Source organism: Methylobacterium fujisawaense (genome assembly GCF_014138435.1).
In the GTDB taxonomy this organism is placed as follows: Bacteria; Pseudomonadota; Alphaproteobacteria; order Rhizobiales; family Beijerinckiaceae; genus Methylobacterium; species Methylobacterium fujisawaense.
In genome coordinates, this window is record NZ_JACJIM010000011.1 from 40,799 (window position 1) to 57,772 (window position 16,974).

A 16,974-nucleotide genomic window follows, 5' to 3' on the forward strand; every position below is an offset into this window, starting at 1 on the left:
TTAGGCGCGGGGCCCGAACGAGACGAGGTGGTCCGCTGAAATCATGCGGGCCGGGATAGAATGGCCGAGAACAACGAGTTCCTTCGCGAGGTCGACGAGGATTACCGCCGCGACCGGATCCTTCAGATCTGGAAGCGCTACAGCGGCGTGATCATCGCGCTCGCCGTGCTCGTGGTGGCGGGCGTCGCGGGCTGGCGCTACTGGCAGGCCCAGCAGCGCGCGGCGGCCGAGGTGGCCTCGGTGCAGTTCGACGACGCCAACCGCCTCGCCAAGGACGGCAAGGTCGCGGAGGCCGACAAGGCCTTCGACGCCCTGGAGGCGCAGGGCCCGGCGGGCTACCGCCTGCTCGCCCGGTTCCGGGCGGCGGCCGAGACCGGCAAGCGCGACGCCGCGGCAGGCGCCGCGGAGTTCGACAAGCTCGCCGACGATACCGGCCTGGGCGACGGCCTGCGCGACCTCGCGCGCCTGCGCGCGGCCCTGCTGCGCCTCGACGGGCCGAACCCGGATCCGGCGCTGGCCAACCTCCAGGGCCTGGCCGCCGGCACCCCGTTCCGCCACACCGCCCGGGAGATGCTGGGCCTCGCCGCCTTGAAGAAGGGCGATTACGAGGAGGCCGGACGCTGGTTCGACCAGATCGTGGCCGATCCTGATACCCCGCGGAACCTGCGGGATCGGATCGAGGTCTACGCGGCGATCGTCGCGGGCGGCCCCGTGACGGTGACCGAGGCCAAGCCCGAGCCCGCTGCCCCGCCCCCGCCGATCACGCGCTGATTTCTGTTCGGACTGTTTCGAGAACCACCATGGATATGCCGACCGTCGCGATCGTCGGGAGGCCGAACGTCGGCAAGTCGACCCTGTTCAACCGCCTCGTGGGCAAGAAGCTCGCGCTGGTCGACGACCGCCCGGGCGTCACCCGCGACCGGCGCGAGGGCGACGTCACCTTCGGCGGCCTCCAATTCCGGGTGATCGACACCGCCGGCCTGGAGGAGGCCGACGCCGCGACCCTCACGGGCCGGATGCGGATGCAGACCGAGGCGGCGATCCTCGCCGCCGACGTGGTGCTGTTCGTGATCGACGCCCGCGCCGGCGTGCTGCCGGCCGACCAGCCCTTCGCCGAACTGGTGCGCCGGGCCGGCTGCCCGGTGATCCTGATCGCCAACAAGGCCGAGGGCGGGGCCGGCCTCGCCGGGGCCTACGAGGCCTTCACCCTCGGGCTCGGCGACCCGATCCCGTTCTCCGCCGAGCATGGCGAGGGCCTGGGCGAGCTGCACGAGGCGCTCAAGGGCGCTCTGCCCCAGCGCGACGAGGACGAGGACGAGGAGGACGACGCGGACGCCCCTGGCGGCCGGTCTCTCAAGGTCGCCATTGTCGGTCGCCCGAATGCCGGCAAGTCGACGCTGATCAACCGGATGCTCGGCGAGGACCGGCTGCTCGTCGGCCCCGAGGCCGGCATCACCCGCGACTCGATCTCCCTCGATTGGGAATGGCGCGGGCGGCGGATCAAGCTGCACGACACCGCCGGGATGCGCCGCCGCGCCCGGATCGACGACAAGCTGGAGAAACTCGCGGTCTCGGACGGGTTGCGCGCCGTGCGCTTCGCCGAGGTGGTGGTGGTGCTCCTCGATGCCACGATCCCCTTCGAGAAGCAGGATCTCACCATCGTCGACCTCGTCGAGAGCGAGGGCCGCGCCCTGGTGATCGGCCTCAACAAGTGGGACCTCGTGGCCGACCAGCCGGGCCTGCTGAAGCAGTTGCGCGAGGATTGCACCCGGCTGCTGCCGCAGGTGCGCGGCGTCGCGGTCGTGCCGCTCTCGGGGCTGGCCGGCGACGGCGTCGACAAGCTGATGCAGGCGGTGGTGCAGGCCTCCGAGGTCTGGGACCGGCGGATCTCGACCTCGCGCATCAACGACTGGCTGAACGAGGCGACGTCCCGCAACCCGCCGCCGGCGGTGTCGGGCCGGCGGATCAAGATCCGCTACGCCACGCAGGTGAAGAGCCGGCCGCCGCATTTCGCGCTGTTCGGCAACCAGCTCAACGCCCTGCCGAAATCCTACACGCGCTACCTCGTGAACGGCCTGCGCGAGGCCTTCGACCTGCCGGGCACACCGATCCGCCTGAGCTTGCGGACCTCGCAGAATCCGTTCGACAAGGGCTGATCCAGCCGCGGCCGGGCGGGGGTCCCCGTCGAGGCCTGCGTTGCATTCCCGCACCTCAGGATGCGGCGGGCGGACGGGACCCGCTCTACCGCGCCGCGTCGGCGATCCAGTCCACCGCCGCCGCCAGCGCGGAGCGCTCGTCCTTGCCCTCGGACAGCGCGGCCTCGAAAGCCGCGATCTGCCCGTCCGCGCTGGTCCCCTCGGCCACGATCGACCGGGCCCGGGCCACGTCCGCTGCACAGCCGAGGGCGTCCGCATCCTCGGCCACGAGGGCGAGCACCGCCTCCAAGGCCTCCGGGAACGGCACGGCGTCGCCCCGCGCCTCGTCGATCAGCGCCGCGGCCACGCCGCTATGCTGGGCGCGCCAGAGGTTCTCGGAGGCCAGCGCCCGCGAGACGCCGTCGAGATCGGCATGGAGGTCGGGCCGGCGCACGCACAGGCGCACGAGGCAGCGGAACAGGGCGGCGACGCACAGCGAATCGTCGAGCCGCGTGCAGGCATCGGCGATGCGCAATTCCAGCGTCGGGAACTTGATCGAGGGGCGCAGCGACCACCACAGGAAGCTCGCATCGGCGATGGCGCCCGAGCGGGTCATGATGGCGACGAACCGCGCATGGGCGGCGGCATCGGAAAAAAGCTCCGGCAGGCCGGTGCGGGGCAGCTCGCCGAAGACGCTGAGCCGGTACGCCTTGAGCCCCGTCGCCTCGCCCTGCCAAAACGGCGAGGAGGCCGAGAGGGCGAGCAGCAGCGGCTGGAACGGCAGCAGCCGGTTCATGAGATCGATGCGGGCCTCCGGGTCCGGCACCTCGACATGGACATGCATCCCGCAGATCAGGGCCCGCCGGGCGGCGATGCCGACATCCGACAGGATGCCCTTGTAGCGTTCGCCGTCCGTGGCGGTCTGGCGCGACCAGCGCGCGAGGGGATGCGTGCCGCAGGCGAGGAGCGCCAGCCCATTCTCCGCGGCGATGCCGGCGAGCCGGGCCCGCTGGCCGCCGAGATTCGCCCGGGCGGCGCTCGCGTCGGTGAGCGGCGGGGTGCAGACTTCGACCTGTGCGGCGACCAATTCGCGTCCCGTCTCGGGGAGTTCCGCCTTCACCCGCGCGTGGAAGGCGGCGAGGTCGCCGCGCGGTGTCCCACGGGTCTCGGCATCGGCCAGGAAGTATTCCTCCTCGATGCCGAAGCGGTAGCTGTGGGCGCTCATCGTGGCCTCCGGAAACGCGACGCGTGCGCGGCCAACGCGCCGGCTCACGGGAAGGTGCCGTTCAAGCCGCGCGCAGCGGTCCGCCCACCAGCCAGGCGGGATCGAACCAGCGGTCGGCCTCGCCGTCGTAGGGCAGGCGGGTGATGTCCCAGTTCTGGATGTACTTGGCGTAGACGTTCCACACCGCGATCCCGCCGCCGACGAAGATCCGCCGGCCGGGATAGCGCTTGAGCACCGCCTCCGGATCCTCGTGGCTGCGGATCACGTCGATGGTGCGATCCTTGAAAGCGAATTCGGGCACCGAGGCCACCGTCTTCGGCCCGGCGATCAGGACATGGCCCATGGTCAGCGCGAAGAAACGCGTCACGTCCTCCACGAACAGCGGATCGGTGTTGCCCTCCCAGGGCAGCTGGCCGTTGAGGCCGAGCTGGCCGCGCAGGCCGATCGCACAGATGCAGCGGACGTCGATCATGGGAAGCAACTCAGACAGGAAGATCAGGCCTCCCCCATCCCCCCTCATCCTGAGGTGCCCGCGCGAGCGGGCCTCGCAGGCGGGGTCCAGGGATCGCGCGACCTGTGGAGCCCGCCTTCGAGGCCTCCGCTGCGCTCCGGGACCTCAGGATGAGGGAGGCGGTGGGGTGCGTGTTCGAATAACAGGGTACCGGCTCATTCAGGTGCGCGGAAACTCAGCACCCGGTCGGTGGGGAAATCGTAGAGCTTGCCGGTCTCGGCCCAGTCCGGCGCGGCGAGCCGCACGAAATGGGGGGCGAGGTCCTCGGGCGTCTTGAGGGTCTCGGGGTCCTCCCCGGGCATGGCCGAGCGGCGCATGCCGGTCCGCAAGGGTCCGGGATTGAGCAGCATGGCCCGGATCGCCGTGCTCTCGTTCTCGGCCGCGTAAGTCCGCACCAGGGCCTCCAGTGCCGCCTTCGACACCGAGTAGGGTCCCCAGTAGGGCCGGCACTTCGAGGCCGCCCCCGAGGAGACGAAGATCGCCCGCCCGGCATCCGACATGCGCAGCAGCGGATCGAGGGAGCGGATCAGGCGCCAGTTGGCGGTGACGTTCACGTCCATCACCTGCCCCCAGATCTTCGGGGTGATGTGGCCGATGGGCATGAGCGCGCCGAGGATGCCGGCATTGGCGATCAGGATGTCGAGGCGCTTCCAGCGCTCGTTGATCGCCGCGCCGAGGCGGTCGATCGCGTCGTAATCGGCGAGGTCGAACGGCACGAGGGTGGCGCTGGAGCCGGCCGCCCGCACGCCGTCGTCCAGCTCTTCCAGGGCGCCGACGGTGCGCGCCACCGCAATCACGTGGGCGCCGGCGCCGGCGAGCGCCAGGGCGGCAGCGCGCCCGATGCCGCGGGACGCGCCGGTGACGACCGCGACGCGGCCTTCCAGGGGTTTCTGAGACTCAGCCATGGAGAGGACCTAGCGCATTTCCGCCCGCGGGGGATGCCCGTCCGCGCACGGAATCCGCAGATCCGTCAATCCGCCTCGGCCAGCATGGCGAAGCGCTTCGGGCCGGCGATGGAGAGGTCCGTGAGGCCGGTCGGGTAGTCGCCCGTGAAGCAATGGTCGGTGTATTGCGGGCAAGCGGCGTTCCGGGCCTCCTCGCCCATTGCCCGGTACAGGCCGGGGATCGACAGGAAGGCGAGCGAATCCGCGCCGATATACTTGCGCATCGCCTCGAGATCGTGGGTCGCGGCGAGCAGCTTCTCCCGCTCGGGCGTGTCGATCCCGTAGAAATCCGGGTAGGTGATCGGCGGCGAGGCGATCCGGAAATGCACCTCGGCGGCCCCAGCCTCGCGCATCATCCGGACGATCTTCACCGAGGTCGTGCCGCGCACGAGGCTGTCGTCCACGAGGACGATGCTCTTGCCCTCGATCGCCGCGCGGTTGGCCGAGTGCTTCATCCGCACGCCGAGTTCGCGCACCGACTGGGTCGGCTGGATGAAGGTCCGCCCGACATAATGGTTGCGGATGATCCCCATCTCGAAGGGAATCCCGGTCTCCTGCGAGAAGCCAAGCGCCGCCGGGACGCCGGAATCCGGCACCGGCACAACGATGTCGGCCCTGACGGCGGCTTCGCGGGCCAGTTCGCGGCCGATCGCCTTGCGCACCCCGTAGACGCTCTTGCCGTTCACCACCGAGTCCGGCCGGGCGAAGTAGATGTACTCGAAGATGCAGGGCCGCATCGGCACGGCGTCGGCGAAGCGGATCGACTCGATCCCCTCCTCGGAGATCACCACGATCTCGCCGTTCTCGATGTCGCGGACGAACCGGGCGCCGATGATGTCCAGTGCGCAGGTCTCGGAGGCCAGCATGTAGCGGCCGTCCAGCTCGCCCAGCACCAGCGGGCGGATGCCCAGCGGGTCGCGGGCACCGATCAACTTCTTGTTGGTGAGCGCCACGATCGCGTAGGCCCCCTGGATCGCCTGCAGGGCGTCGATGAAGCGTTCGATGATCCGCGGCTTCCGGGAGCGGGCCGCGAGGTGGAGGATCACCTCGGTGTCGGAGGTCGACTGGGTGATCGCACCGTCGCGGACGAGGTCGCGTCGGATCGACAGGGCGTTGGTGAGATTGCCGTTATGGGCGACTGCCAGCCCGCCGCTGGCGAGCTCCGCGAAGAGCGGCTGGACGTTGCGCAGGATCGTCCCGCCGGTGGTCGAGTAGCGCACGTGCCCGATGGCGGCGCGGCCCTTCAGGCGGGCGATGGTGTCGCCGTCCGAGAAGGAATCACCCACGAGGCCGGGGCGCCGCTCGGAGTGGAACACCGAACCGTCGAAGGAGACGATGCCGGCCGCCTCCTGGCCGCGGTGCTGAAGGGCGTGCAGCCCCAGCGCGACGATGGCCGAGGCCTCCGGATGGCCGAAGATGCCGAAGACGCCGCACTCCTCCCGGAGCGTGTCGCCATCGAGATCGAAATTGAAAGCGTCGGTGGAGGCGGCGGCGTGTGACATGAGGCGGTCGATCACTCACAGATCCCGGCGGCGAAGGGCCGACGCGCCGGTCGTCGCGGAAGCAATCCGTGCACCACCGGAACCGCTATCTAGGCGTTCCGCACGACGAGTCCTACGGCGAATACCGCAGATCAGCGTCGCGTCGGGGTCGGCGCGGTCTCGGTCCGGCGCTGGGGCGCCGCGTCGGTCTCGGCCGGGGCGTCGGCCGCCTCATTGGGCGGCGTGGCGACCTTCGGCTTCTTGAACTGCTTGAGGAAGCCTTCCGGATTCTCGGGCAGCTGCGCCACGAGGGCGTCGCCGGACTTCTCCAGCATCGGGCGCGTGCGGGCCTGGGCGGCCCAGTCCGGCACCTTGCCCTGGACCAGCCAGGACAGGAACACCCAGCCGATCACGCAGATCAGGAAGCCGCGGGCCGCGCCGAACAGGAAGCCGAGGGAACGGTCGACAGCGCCGATCCGCGAATCGAGCACCACGTCGGAAATCTTGACCGTGATGATCGACACGATGATCAGGGTGCCGAGGAAGATCGCCGCGATCGAGGCGACCAGCGCGACGGTGTCGCTGTTCACGTGCTGCTTCACGGTCGGCAGCAGCATCGGATGGAGCGTCCAGGCGACCGCGGCGGCGGCAACCCAGGCGACGATCGCCAGCACCTCGCGGGTGACGCCGCGCACGGCCGCGAGCAGCGCGGAAACCGCGACGATGCCGAGCACGGCGAGATCCAGTACGGTAAACGGCATCGTTAAACTTTTTGGTACCCGCGGGGATGCCGTGTCCGACCTGCGGCTCCCCCGGACCGCGGTGGATTTATACCAAGCCGGATCTCGGCCGTCACCCTCGCGAGCCCGCCTGATCGCGCGCTGTGCCGTCCTTGCATCAGCCGCGCCGTTCACCAGGGCGCGAGCCGCCGCGCCGAGGGCCCGGCTCCACCCGGGCGCCGTACCGGTGCTATGGGTCCGGCCTGGGGTCCGGTCTGTGCTTCCGGAGCCCCGGTGGCGAATGGATGGAGGCGGTCTGCGTGGCCGAGGCCGGACCTGTGACGGAGATCGGCGCCCACGGCGCCCGGCTCACGATCGACCTCGGGGCGATCGTGGCCAACTGGCGGTTCCTGGCGGCCCGCGGCGCGGGCGCCGACTGCGCCGCAGTGGTGAAGGCCGACGCCTACGGCTGCGGCATCGGTCGCGTCGGGCCGGCCCTGTGGGCCGCCGGCTGCCGGACCTTCTTCGTCGCCCATCTGTCGGAGGGGGTCGCGGCCCGTGCCGCCCTGCCCGAGGCGGCGATCTACATCCTGAACGGTCTGCCACCGGGCGCCGCGGAAGCCTTCGCGGCGCACGAGCTGCGCCCGGTGCTGGGCAGCATCGCGGAGTTGTCGGACTGGGCGGCGCTCTCGTCCGGCCGCCTGCCGGCGGCACTCCACGTCGATACCGGCATGAACCGTCTGGGCCTGCCCGTGCCGGAGGCGCTCGATCTCGCGGGCGATGGGCGGATCACCGCGGCCGGGATCGATCTTCTCCTCAGCCACTTCGTCAGCGCCGAGAAGCCGGAGGATCCGGTCAACGCCCGGCAGATCGCCGATTTCGCCCGCGTCCGGGCGGCGTATCCGCAACTCCGGGCCTCGCTGGCGAACTCGTCGGGCGTCTTCCTCGACGGGGCCCGGCACGATCTCCTGCGGCCGGGCTACGCCCTGTTCGGCGGCAACCCGATTCCGGGGGGCGCCAACCCGATGCGCCCGGTGGTGCGGCTGGAGGCGCTGATCGCACAGGTACGCGACGTCGCAGTCGGGGCGACCGCGGGCTATAACGGCCGCTGGACCGCGCCCCGGCCGAGCCGGCTCGCGACGCTCTCCCTCGGCTACGCCGACGGGTTCCCGCGGGCGATCAGCGGGCGCGGGCAGGCGCTGGTCGGCGGCGTGCCCTGCCCGATCCTCGGCCTCGTCTCGATGGATCTCATCATCCTCGACGTCACTGCGGCGCCCGCCGCGACGCGCGGCGCAACCGCGGTGCTGATCGGCGACAGCCTCGAAATCGACGCGGTCGGGCGCTCTGCCGGCACGATCGGCTACGAGATCCTGACCGGGCTGGGTTCTCGTTATGTTCGAGATTATGTAGGCTGACGCACCTCCCCGCTGATCCGCCGGACCGACGGCGCCCCGGATTCGAATGGCCAAGATCCATCAGACCTTCGTCTGCCAGTCCTGCGGGGCGGTCTACAACCGCTGGCGCGGGCGCTGCGAGGCCTGCAACGGCTGGAACACGATCGTCGAGGAGGCGCCTTCGGCTCCCGGGCAATCCGGGCCGGCGGCGACCCGGCCGTCGCGCAACCGCGGCCGGGTCTTCCCGCTGGAGGGGCTGACCGGCGAGGCCAAGGAGGCGCCGCGCATCCCCTCGGGGATCGGCGAGCTCGACCGGGTCACCGGCGGCGGCTTCGTGCGCGGCTCGGTGATCCTGCTCGGCGGCGATCCCGGCATCGGCAAGTCGACCCTGCTGATGCAGGCCTCCGCCGCCATGGCGGGGACGGGCGAGCGGGTCGCCTACATCTCGGGCGAGGAGGCGGTGGGACAGGTGCGCCTGCGGGCGGAGCGGCTGGGGCTCAGCGCGCTCCCCGTGCAGCTCGCCGCCGAGACCAATGTCGAGGACATAGTCGAGACCCTGAGCCAGGGCCGGCCGCCGGCCCTGGCGATCATCGACTCGATCCAGACCATGTGGACCGAGACGGTGGAATCGGCCCCCGGCACGGTGACCCAGGTGCGCTCCTCGGCCCAGGCGCTGATCCGCTTCGCCAAGACCACCGGCACGGCGGTGATCCTGGTCGGCCACGTCACCAAGGACGGGCAGATCGCCGGCCCCCGGGTGGTGGAGCACATGGTCGACGCAGTCGCGTCCTTCGAGGGCGACCAGGGCCACCATTTCCGGATCCTGCGCGCCGTGAAGAACCGGTTCGGGCCCACCGACGAGATCGGCGTGTTCGAGATGACCGATGCGGGCCTCAGCGAGGTGCCGAATCCCTCGGCCCTGTTCCTGGCGGGCCGGGACCATCAGGCGGCCGGCACCGCGGTCTTCGCAGGGATGGAAGGCACCCGGCCGCTGCTGGTGGAGATCCAGGCGCTGGTGGCGCCATCGTCACTCGGCATGCCCCGGCGCGCCGTGGTCGGCTGGGACCCGAACCGGCTGTCGATGGTGCTCGCCGTGCTGGAGGCCCATGGCGGCATCCGGCTCGGGAGCCACGACGTCTACCTGAACGTGGCGGGGGGCCTGCGCATCACCGAGCCCGCGGCGGATCTGGCGGTGGCGGCCGCCCTGGTCTCCTCCCTGTCGGGGGCGGTGCTGCCGCCGGAGACCGTGTATTTCGGCGAGATCGGCCTGTCGGGGGCGATCCGGCCGGTCGCCCAGGCCGGATCCCGGCTCAAGGAGGCCCAGAAGCTTGGCTTCGCCAAGGCCTTGATCCCGCAGGGCCGGGGCGAGGGCGAGAAGGCGCTGTCGGTGGAGACGCTGCGCCACATCGCCGATCTGGTGGCGGGGATCAGCGCGGGGGCGCCGCGGAAGGGCTCCGGGCAGCGCGGGCGGCAACAGGCACGCTACGCCGACGAGGAAATGTGAGGTCGCCGAACGACGGCCTGCGCCGGCAGGCTCCACACCGTTCGAGGGACGAGCGCGGGTTCCCTGTCCCACACGGGAGAGGGCGCGCGTGGCGCCGGGGTTGGTCTGTCAGCCGCCCGTCACGCTCATGTGCCGCGGCACGGCGGCTGGGCGCTGGCGCTCGATGACGAAGTCGTGGCCCTTGGGCTTGCGGGTGATCGCCTCGACCACGGCCGCGGCCAGCACCGCATCGTCCTGGGAGGCGCGCAGCACCGCCCGCAGATCGGCCGAGTCCTCCTGACCGAGGCACATGTAAAGCTGGCCGGTGCAGGTCAGGCGCACCCGGTTGCAGCTCTCGCAGAAATTATGGGTCAGCGGCGTGATGAAGCCGAGCTTCCCGCCGGTCTCCTCGACGCGCACGTAACGCGCCGGGCCGCCGGTGCGGTCGGGCAGCGGCGTGAGGGTGTAGCGGGTCTCCAGGCGCTGCCGGGCCACCGACAGGGGCAGGAACTGGTCGGTCCGATCCGCCTCGATCTCGCCGAGCGGCATGACCTCGATCAGCGTCATGTCCATGCCGAGGCCGTGCGCCCAGGCGATCATGTCGGGGATCTCGTCGGCGTTGACGTCGCGGAGCGCCACAGCGTTGATCTTGACCTTCATCCCGGCGGCCCGCGCCGCCGCGATGCCGTCGAGCACCACCGCGAGATCGCCCCGGCGGGTGATCTCCCTGAACTTGTCGGGGTCGAGGGTGTCCAGCGAGACGTTGATCCGGCGCACGCCGAGGCTCGCCAGTTCATCCGCGTAGCGCGTGAGCTGCGTGCCGTTGGTGGTCAGCGTCAGCTCCTCCAGCGCGCCGGAATCGAGGTGGCGCGAGAGGCGGCGGAACAGGTGCATGATGTCGCGCCGCATCAACGGCTCGCCGCCGGTGATCCGGAGCTTGCGCACGCCCCGGGCGATGAACACGCCGCAGAGCCGGTCCAGCTCCTCCAGGGTCAGCAGATCGCGCTTGGGGAGGAACTGCATGTGCTCGGACATGCAGTAGGCGCAGCGCAGATCGCAGCGATCCGTCACCGAGATGCGCAGATACGAAATCGCCCGCTGGAACGGGTCGATCAGCGGGGCGGGCCCGGCGGGCACGCCGACCGCGGACGTCTGCGGCGTCAGGGAGCTGTCATCGAGCATCGTCCGGCATATGATGTCCCGGATGGTCGCGGGCAAGCAGGTCCCGCGCCGCAGCCCCAGATTGCGTGAGGAGTGTGACCCGTGAGCGAGGATCTGTGGCCGACCGAGATCCGCCTGTCGGCCGATCGGCGGGTGCTCAATGTCGCCTTCGAGGACGGGGCGCGCTTCGCCCTGCCGGCCGAGTACCTGCGCGTGTCGAGCCCCTCGGCCGAGGTGCAGGGCCACTCGCCGCTGGAGCGCAAGGTGATCGGCGGCAAGCGGTCCGTGGCGATCCTGGCGGTGGAGCCGATCGGCAACTACGCGGTCAAGCTCGGCTTCGACGACATGCACGACACCGGCATCTACGGCTGGGGCTACCTCCACACCCTCGGCCGCGAGTACGAGACGCGCTGGACAACCTATCTCGGCGAACTCGCCGAGCGCGGCCTCGACCGCGACACGGCGCGGCAGGCTTCGGTCAAGTCCGGCGGGGGCTGCGGCTCGGGTTCGTGCGGGTGCCATTGAGGGCCGCGGCGGACGCTGCTCGCCGCACCGTTTCCGGCGCGGGATGCCGCGACGACCGGCCGCCGCGGCTCGGCGGCTGAAGCCGCGCCACCCTGGGGCGTCGCGCCGCGTGCGCGAGGACGGCGTGGGTCACTGCGCCGCCCGGTAGGCCGAAGCCTTGCATCGCCATGACGGCACACCGACCGCTTCCCTTGGAGCCGCCATGGCCTTCGCCTGCACCATCCCAGCCGTCCCGACCGTCCAGCAGGACGACGCCACCGTGCGCATCACCCGCTGGGACTTCCCGCCGGGCGCCGTGACCGGCTGGCACGAGCACGGCTGGCCCTACTTCGTGGTGATGCTGATGGATGGGATCCTGCGCGTCCACGACGGCGCGGCGGTGAGCGAGACCGCGCTCGCGGCCGGCCAATCCTACATGCGCCCGGCCGGCATCCGGCACGACGTGATGAACGGCTCGGACCACCCGATCGCCTTCGTGGAGATCGAGGTGAAGCGCCCGGACGCGCTGGTGACCCTGCCGGGCGCCTGAACGCGAAAGGGCCGACCTGTGACGGCCGGCCCCTCCCAAAGGTCCGAACGCCTCAGCGCTGGACGATGACCTTCGTGCCGACCTTGGCGCGGGTGTAGAGGTCCGTCACGTCATCGTTGGTCATGCGGATGCAGCCCGACGAGACGGCGGTGCCGATGGTCTCCGGCTCATTGGAGCCGTGGATCCGGTAGATCGAGCCGCCGAGATACATGGCGCGGGCGCCCAGCGGGTTCTCGAGGCCGCCCTTCATGTAGCGCGGCAGGTCGGGCCGGCGCTTCAGCATGGTCGACGGCGGGCGCCAATCCGGCCACTCGCGCTTCATCGTGATCGTCTGCACGCCACCCCAGGTGAAGCCCGGCCGGCCGACGCCGACGCCGTAGCGCAGGGCCTGACCGCCGCCCAGGACGTAGTAGAGCCGCCGCTCGGCGGTGGAGACGACGATCGTGCCGGCGCCGTAGGGGCCGTTATAGGCCACCGTCTCGCGCGGGATCGCCGACATCTGCGGGACCGCGGCGTCGGCGTTCAGCGGGTCGGCGGGGTTGAGCGAGGCGTTCGCCACCGGCACCGCAACCGTCTCGACGGCCTGCGGGCGCACGCGCACGGTGAGCGCGTCGTTCAGGGGCTGGCGGGTCAGCGGGTCGATCTCGTAGGCCAGAACCGGCGCGGCGGAGGCGGCCACGCCGAAAAGCCCGATCAGGGCGGGGAGAAAACGACGCATCAAAGCCTCTCGGGGCAGGCGCGGACTATGGCGGGAACGCGGCGAATACCGGGGCACGATGCCGTGCCGATCCTCGCCAAGGGGTAAACGCTCGCGCCTCGAATCCAAGCCTGAAACCGCCCCGCCCGGGCGGTTCCGCCCGCCCGTGACTCGATGGCAACACTGTGGCAGCTTGGCCGTAGCCCCGGGATGAATGCCAACGGTCCCGACGTCCGGTGCCTTCGCCCCGCCGGCGAAGGCCCGCTCGCATCCCGTCTCCGGTCGATGGCGCCGGCACCACCGTCCTTGCGCGCCGAGAGAAGCAATCTCGTGCGCGTGGCAGGTCCTGCTGTCCCACGCTCCTGGGGCGCTTCGCTGCGCGCGACGACGGCGAGGGCCGGCTCGACCGACGGCCCGCGACCGGCGCCCGGATCAGGCCTCGTCGGCGGCGAGCCAGATGGCCGGCTCGCGGGGGACCGTCCGGAGCGGAGCCGGTGCGGAGGGCAGGCCGCGGAGCTGGGCGAGTTCGGCGAGTTCCGGCGCCTGCGCGGTGTCGTCGGCGTTCAGGAACAGGCCGCGCGCCCGGGCGGCGCGGCCGAGATCGGCCCGGCTCGTCCAGACGCTCTGGGCCGGGCTCGTGAGGAGCGCCAGGGCCAGCGGCGCCATCCAGAGGGCGAGCCACGCGTTCCCGACGAGGAGCAGCGCGAAGACCATCAGCCCGCCGACCACCACGGCGTCCGCCTGGAGCCGGAAGGCCTCCGCCCAGGACAGTTGCCGATCGTCGCGATCCTGCGTCTCCCAGCGCACCACCCGGCCGAAGAAGGTCGAGACCACGGCCCCGGCGGTGAACAGGGTCAGGACCGGCCACAGGAACACCCACGCCGCCTGCTCCAGGGCGGCGCTCGCGAGCAGCGCCCGGGTGCCGCCGAAGGCCGCCCGGCGCTCCGGCGATGCCAGGACATGGACGAGGCTGAGGAGCTTCGGCAGGGCCAGGATTGCGAGGCTGAGGGCGGCCAGGGCGTGGGCGGCCGCGCCCTGCCCGGTCAGCCCGTAGGCCAGGAGGCCGAGATCGCCGGTCCGGGCGGCCTGCCACGCGGCGAGGCCGAGGAAGGCGATCCAGAGCGGCAGCATCCCGTAGGAGAGGATCCCGACCAGGAGATGCCAGCGGCTCGCCGCGTGCAGGCCCGCCCAGGGCAGCACGCGCAGGTGCTGGAGATTGCCCTGGCACCAGCGGCGCTCGCGGCCGAGCAGGTCGATGAGGTTGGTGGGCATCTCCTCCCAGGTGCCGCCCATCTCGGGCAGGAGCCGCACCTCCCAACCGGCGCGGACCATCAGCGCGCCCTCGACGATGTCGTGGCACAGGATCTCGCCGCCCAGCGGCTCCCGGCCCGGGAGCTTCGGGAGCTGCGCATTCTCCGCGAAGGCCTCGATCCGCAGGATCGCGTTGTGGCCCCAGTAGCTGCCCTCCGGCCCCTGCCAGGTCTCCAGGCAGCGCAAGGCCAGCGGCGCGTAGAGGCGGACGGCGAATTGCTGGATGCGGGCGAAGAGCGTGTCGCGACCGGCCGCGTAGGAGACGGTCTGGATCAGGCCGGTGCGGGGGCTCGCCTGCATCAGCCCGACGAGCCGGGTCATGGCCGCGCCGGTCATCAGGCTGTCGGCGTCCAGCACGATCATGAAGGCGTATTCGGCACCGTAGCTGCGGCAGAACTCGCCGATGTTGCCGGCCTTGCGGCCGAGATTCTCCGCCCGGCGCCGGTAGCGGATCCGCGGCAGGGCCGGATCCTGTGCCGCCCAGGCCTGGATGCGCGCGAATTCGTGCTCCTCCACGGCGGCGATCGCCCCGTCCCGCGTGTCGGAGAGGACGAAGATGTCGATGCCCTGCGCGTCGGTACGGGCCAGCGAGCGGGCCATCACCCGCAGGCGGGCGAACACCGCGACCGCGTCCTCGGCGTGGATCGCCACCACGGCGGCGGTGCGTCCGGTCCCAGCCGGCCCGGCACCCGCCGCTTCTGAGCAGCGCTCCAGCGCGGATTTCGCCCGGTCGCCCAGGAGGGAAGCGACGAACCCGTAGACGTACTGGCAGGCGACGAAGGCCTGCCAGCCCATCACGAGGCCGAACAGAACCAGGACCGCCCAGGCAAGCGGGCTGACGCCCGCCGGATAGGCGAGCGCGGCGAGCCACACGAGACCGCCGGCGGTGCCGAGGCTCGGGACGGCCAGGGCCAGGCGCCGGGCGCGCAGGGCGCCGCGGCGCTCGCCGGTCCAGACCTCGCGACAGGATGCGGCGTCCGAGGGATCGGGTATGGCGGGATCCGCGTTCCGGTGCGACCGCTCGGCGGAGGAGGTGACGCGTGAGGACATGGCGCGAGGAACTCGACCGTGGAAGACTGCCGGCCGCCCGGCCGTCGGAGGCCGGGAACCGATGACCGTGGATACCGATGTGCGGGGCGAGGACACGGAGCCGACCCGGCAGCACAGACCGCCGGAAGCCGAACGGATCAATCCCCCCTCCCGACGCCGCGTTCTTCGAACAGCTCTGGCCGCGGCTGCCGGCACGGTTCTACCTAGCGCGGCTGATCTGAATGGGTCCAGAACGTGGGCCGGGCCGGCGCTTCCGCCGCAGGGGGGCGCAATGACCTTCGAAACCCTGTCGGCGGAGGCGGCACGCCTCGCCGCGGCCCCCTATGCCGCCCCGCCCGAGGATCTTCCGCCGGCGCTCGCCGCCCTCGACTACGACGGCTACCGCGCCATCACCTTCCGTCCGGCCGAGAGCCTGCACCTCGGCGACCATTTCAGCGCCCAGCTGTTCCACCGCGGCTTCCTGCAGCGCAAGCGCGTGGCGCTCTACCTCCAGCCGCGGCGCGGGCCGGCGCGCCCGATCCCCTACGAGACCCGCCTGTTCGATCTTGGCCGGCGGCTCGCCGGCCAGAGCTTCGCGCCGGATCTCGGCTTCGCGGGCTTCCGCCTGCACTACGCCTTCCCGGACACGCCGGCGTGGCGACCGAAGGGCTTCCAGGAAGAGTTTCTCGTCTTCCTGGGGGCCTCCTATTTCCGCCTGCGCGCGGCCCATCAGGAATACGGGCTCTCGGCCCGGGGGCTCGCCATCGGCACGGGCGCGCCGGAGGGCGAGGAATTTCCCGACTTCGTCGCCCACTGGATCTGCGAACCGGAGCCGGAAGCCCGCACCCTGACGGTGCTCTCGCTGCTCGACAGCCCGAGCGTGGCCGGCGCCTTCCGGTTCGCCATCAGCCCCGGAGACCCGGCGCGGATCGCCGTCACCGCGGCGCTCCATCCACGCCGGTCGATCGCGAAGCTCGGGCTGGCCCCCCTCACCAGCATGTTCCTGTACGGGCAGAACGGGCCCGGGGCGCGTGGGGCCAAGCCGTTCGACGACTTCCGGCCGCAGGTCCACGATTCCGACGGCCTCTGCGTCGCGGCCGGGGCCGACCCGGCGCGGGTCGACCGGATCTGGCGGCCCCTGGTCAACGGGCGCAAGCAGCCGCAGATCTCCGCCTTCGCGGCCCGGCCGCTCGCCGGCTTCGGGCTGCTGCAGCGGGAGCGGACCTTCGCGGCCTATCTCGACGTCGAGGCGCGTCACGAGGCGCGGCCGGGCCTGTGGGTGGCCCCGGATCCCGCCGGGGGCGCCTTCGCGAACGGCGCCGTGCAGCTCTTCGAGATCCCGTCGGGCGAAGAGTACATGGACAACATCGTGGCGGCCTTCGTGCCCGCGGCGCCGGCGCAGCCCGGCGCGCCGCTGCATCTCGCCTACGGCCTGACCACGGTGGGGGCGGAGCCCGTGCCGGCGATCCCGGACGCCGCCCTCGCCCGGGTGACCTCGACGCGATTCGGCTCCGCGGAACGCCTGCGCCCCATCACCCCGCCGAGCCCGCAGCGGCGGCTCTGCGTGATCGATTTCGAGGGGCCGGGCCTGCCGAAATCTGCCGACGAGGCGGTCACCGCCGAGGTCTCGGCCAGTGCCGGCACGATGCACGAGCCGGTGGCCAACTTCGTGCCGCAGACCGGCGGCTGGCGGATCTATGTCGAGTGGCGCCCGCCGGAACCGATGCCGGCGGGCGACGTCGTGCTGCGCGCCCGGCTGGTCCGCGGGGCGACCCCCCTCAGCGAGACCTGGGACGCCGCCCTGTAACCCCGTGATCGCGCGCGACGCGA

General features: G+C 71.7%; 15 protein-coding genes. 7 read left to right on the top strand and 8 right to left on the bottom strand.

All coding sequences use genetic code 11. The features are described from left to right. Positions 1-60 precede the first annotated feature (60 nt). Positions 61-771, top strand: coding sequence for a tetratricopeptide repeat protein (locus tag GGQ91_RS26315; protein WP_043357771.1), 711 nt, complete (start codon positions 61-63; stop codon positions 769-771). Between the two features lie 29 nt (positions 772-800). Further along, entirely contained in the window at positions 801-2,156 is a 1,356-nt protein-coding gene (der, locus tag GGQ91_RS26320; RefSeq protein WP_043357773.1) for a ribosome biogenesis GTPase Der, read from the top strand. A gap of 85 nt (positions 2,157-2,241) precedes the next feature. Here the strand turns inward: der and GGQ91_RS26325 are convergent, their stop codons facing one another. The 5 genes from GGQ91_RS26325 to GGQ91_RS26345 form a co-directional block, all read right to left on the bottom strand. Further along, complete coding sequence (locus GGQ91_RS26325) at positions 2,242-3,360, bottom strand: carboxylate-amine ligase (protein WP_043385278.1); 1,119 nt, start codon at positions 3,358-3,360, stop codon at positions 2,242-2,244. A gap of 61 nt (positions 3,361-3,421) precedes the next feature. Next, complete coding sequence (locus GGQ91_RS26330) at positions 3,422-3,832, bottom strand: dihydrofolate reductase (RefSeq protein WP_043385327.1); 411 nt, start codon at positions 3,830-3,832, stop codon at positions 3,422-3,424. A gap of 194 nt (positions 3,833-4,026) precedes the next feature. Then, entirely contained in the window at positions 4,027-4,776 is a 750-nt protein-coding gene (locus tag GGQ91_RS26335) for an SDR family NAD(P)-dependent oxidoreductase (RefSeq protein ID WP_053609128.1), read from the bottom strand. 65 nt (positions 4,777-4,841) lie between these two features. After that, entirely contained in the window at positions 4,842-6,317 is a 1,476-nt protein-coding gene (purF, locus tag GGQ91_RS26340) for an amidophosphoribosyltransferase (RefSeq protein WP_075381995.1), read from the bottom strand. 131 nt (positions 6,318-6,448) lie between these two features. Then, positions 6,449-7,057, bottom strand: coding sequence for a CvpA family protein (locus tag GGQ91_RS26345; RefSeq protein WP_043357783.1), 609 nt, complete (start codon positions 7,055-7,057; stop codon positions 6,449-6,451). A gap of 263 nt (positions 7,058-7,320) precedes the next feature. Here GGQ91_RS26345 and alr point away from each other — a divergent pair, with 263 nt between their 5' ends. Both alr and radA read left to right on the top strand, forming a co-directional pair. Further along, positions 7,321-8,430 carry an alanine racemase gene (gene alr, locus GGQ91_RS26350; protein WP_078947072.1) on the top strand — a complete coding sequence of 370 codons (1,110 nt, stop codon included), beginning with the start codon at positions 7,321-7,323 and terminating at the stop codon, positions 8,428-8,430. Positions 8,431-8,476: 46 nt separating this feature from the next. After that, positions 8,477-9,913, top strand: coding sequence for a DNA repair protein RadA (gene radA / locus GGQ91_RS26355; RefSeq protein ID WP_043385270.1), 1,437 nt, complete (start codon positions 8,477-8,479; stop codon positions 9,911-9,913). A 108-nt stretch (positions 9,914-10,021) separates the two neighbouring features. On the opposite strand, the gene moaA is transcribed toward radA, so the two are convergent. Next, entirely contained in the window at positions 10,022-11,074 is a 1,053-nt protein-coding gene (gene moaA, locus GGQ91_RS26360) for a GTP 3',8-cyclase MoaA (protein WP_182593186.1), read from the bottom strand. 81 nt (positions 11,075-11,155) lie between these two features. On the opposite strand from moaA, the gene GGQ91_RS26365 reads away from it, so the two are divergent. Beyond that, positions 11,156-11,578 carry a gamma-butyrobetaine hydroxylase family protein gene (locus tag GGQ91_RS26365; RefSeq protein WP_043357798.1) on the top strand — a complete coding sequence of 141 codons (423 nt, stop codon included), beginning with the start codon at positions 11,156-11,158 and terminating at the stop codon, positions 11,576-11,578. A 202-nt stretch (positions 11,579-11,780) separates the two neighbouring features. Then, the gene (locus GGQ91_RS26370; protein ID WP_043759164.1) at positions 11,781-12,107 is read left to right on the top strand and encodes a cupin domain-containing protein; all 327 of its coding nucleotides are present in this window, start codon (positions 11,781-11,783) and stop codon (positions 12,105-12,107) included. 52 nt (positions 12,108-12,159) lie between these two features. Here GGQ91_RS26370 and GGQ91_RS26375 read toward each other — a convergent pair whose 3' ends face one another. Together GGQ91_RS26375 and mdoH are read right to left on the bottom strand one after the other, a co-directional pair. After that, positions 12,160-12,825 carry a L,D-transpeptidase gene (locus GGQ91_RS26375; protein WP_043385259.1) on the bottom strand — a complete coding sequence of 222 codons (666 nt, stop codon included), beginning with the start codon at positions 12,823-12,825 and terminating at the stop codon, positions 12,160-12,162. Between the two features lie 411 nt (positions 12,826-13,236). Then, positions 13,237-15,165, bottom strand: a complete 1,929-nt coding sequence (gene mdoH / locus GGQ91_RS26380) for a glucans biosynthesis glucosyltransferase MdoH (RefSeq protein ID WP_182593187.1) — start codon at positions 15,163-15,165, stop codon at positions 13,237-13,239. 271 nt (positions 15,166-15,436) lie between these two features. Between mdoH and GGQ91_RS26385 the strand changes: the two genes are divergently transcribed. Further along, a complete protein-coding gene (locus tag GGQ91_RS26385; protein WP_182593188.1) occupies positions 15,437-16,951 on the top strand; it encodes an OpgD/OpgG family glucan biosynthesis protein in 1,515 nt (504 codons plus the stop codon). The last annotated feature ends 23 nt before the right edge of the window (positions 16,952-16,974 follow it).

Coding starts and splice junctions, on each gene's coding strand:
- radA (WP_043385270.1), top strand. CDS start 8,477: ATGGCCAAGATCCATCAGACCTTCGTCTGCCAGTCCTGCGGGGCGGTC.
- GGQ91_RS26370 (WP_043759164.1), top strand. CDS start 11,781: ATGGCCTTCGCCTGCACCATCCCAGCCGTCCCGACCGTCCAGCAGGAC.
- GGQ91_RS26335 (WP_053609128.1), bottom strand. CDS start 4,776: ATGGCTGAGTCTCAGAAACCCCTGGAAGGCCGCGTCGCGGTCGTCACC.
- GGQ91_RS26345 (WP_043357783.1), bottom strand. CDS start 7,057: ATGCCGTTTACCGTACTGGATCTCGCCGTGCTCGGCATCGTCGCGGTT.
- GGQ91_RS26315 (WP_043357771.1), top strand. CDS start 61: ATGGCCGAGAACAACGAGTTCCTTCGCGAGGTCGACGAGGATTACCGC.
- GGQ91_RS26330 (WP_043385327.1), bottom strand. CDS start 3,832: ATGATCGACGTCCGCTGCATCTGTGCGATCGGCCTGCGCGGCCAGCTC.
- GGQ91_RS26375 (WP_043385259.1), bottom strand. CDS start 12,825: ATGCGTCGTTTTCTCCCCGCCCTGATCGGGCTTTTCGGCGTGGCCGCC.
- GGQ91_RS26325 (WP_043385278.1), bottom strand. CDS start 3,360: ATGAGCGCCCACAGCTACCGCTTCGGCATCGAGGAGGAATACTTCCTG.
- GGQ91_RS26385 (WP_182593188.1), top strand. CDS start 15,437: ATGACCTTCGAAACCCTGTCGGCGGAGGCGGCACGCCTCGCCGCGGCC.
- mdoH (WP_182593187.1), bottom strand. CDS start 15,165: ATGTCCTCACGCGTCACCTCCTCCGCCGAGCGGTCGCACCGGAACGCG.
- der (WP_043357773.1), top strand. CDS start 801: ATGGATATGCCGACCGTCGCGATCGTCGGGAGGCCGAACGTCGGCAAG.
- purF (WP_075381995.1), bottom strand. CDS start 6,317: ATGTCACACGCCGCCGCCTCCACCGACGCTTTCAATTTCGATCTCGAT.
- moaA (WP_182593186.1), bottom strand. CDS start 11,074: ATGCTCGATGACAGCTCCCTGACGCCGCAGACGTCCGCGGTCGGCGTG.
- alr (WP_078947072.1), top strand. CDS start 7,321: ATGGAGGCGGTCTGCGTGGCCGAGGCCGGACCTGTGACGGAGATCGGC.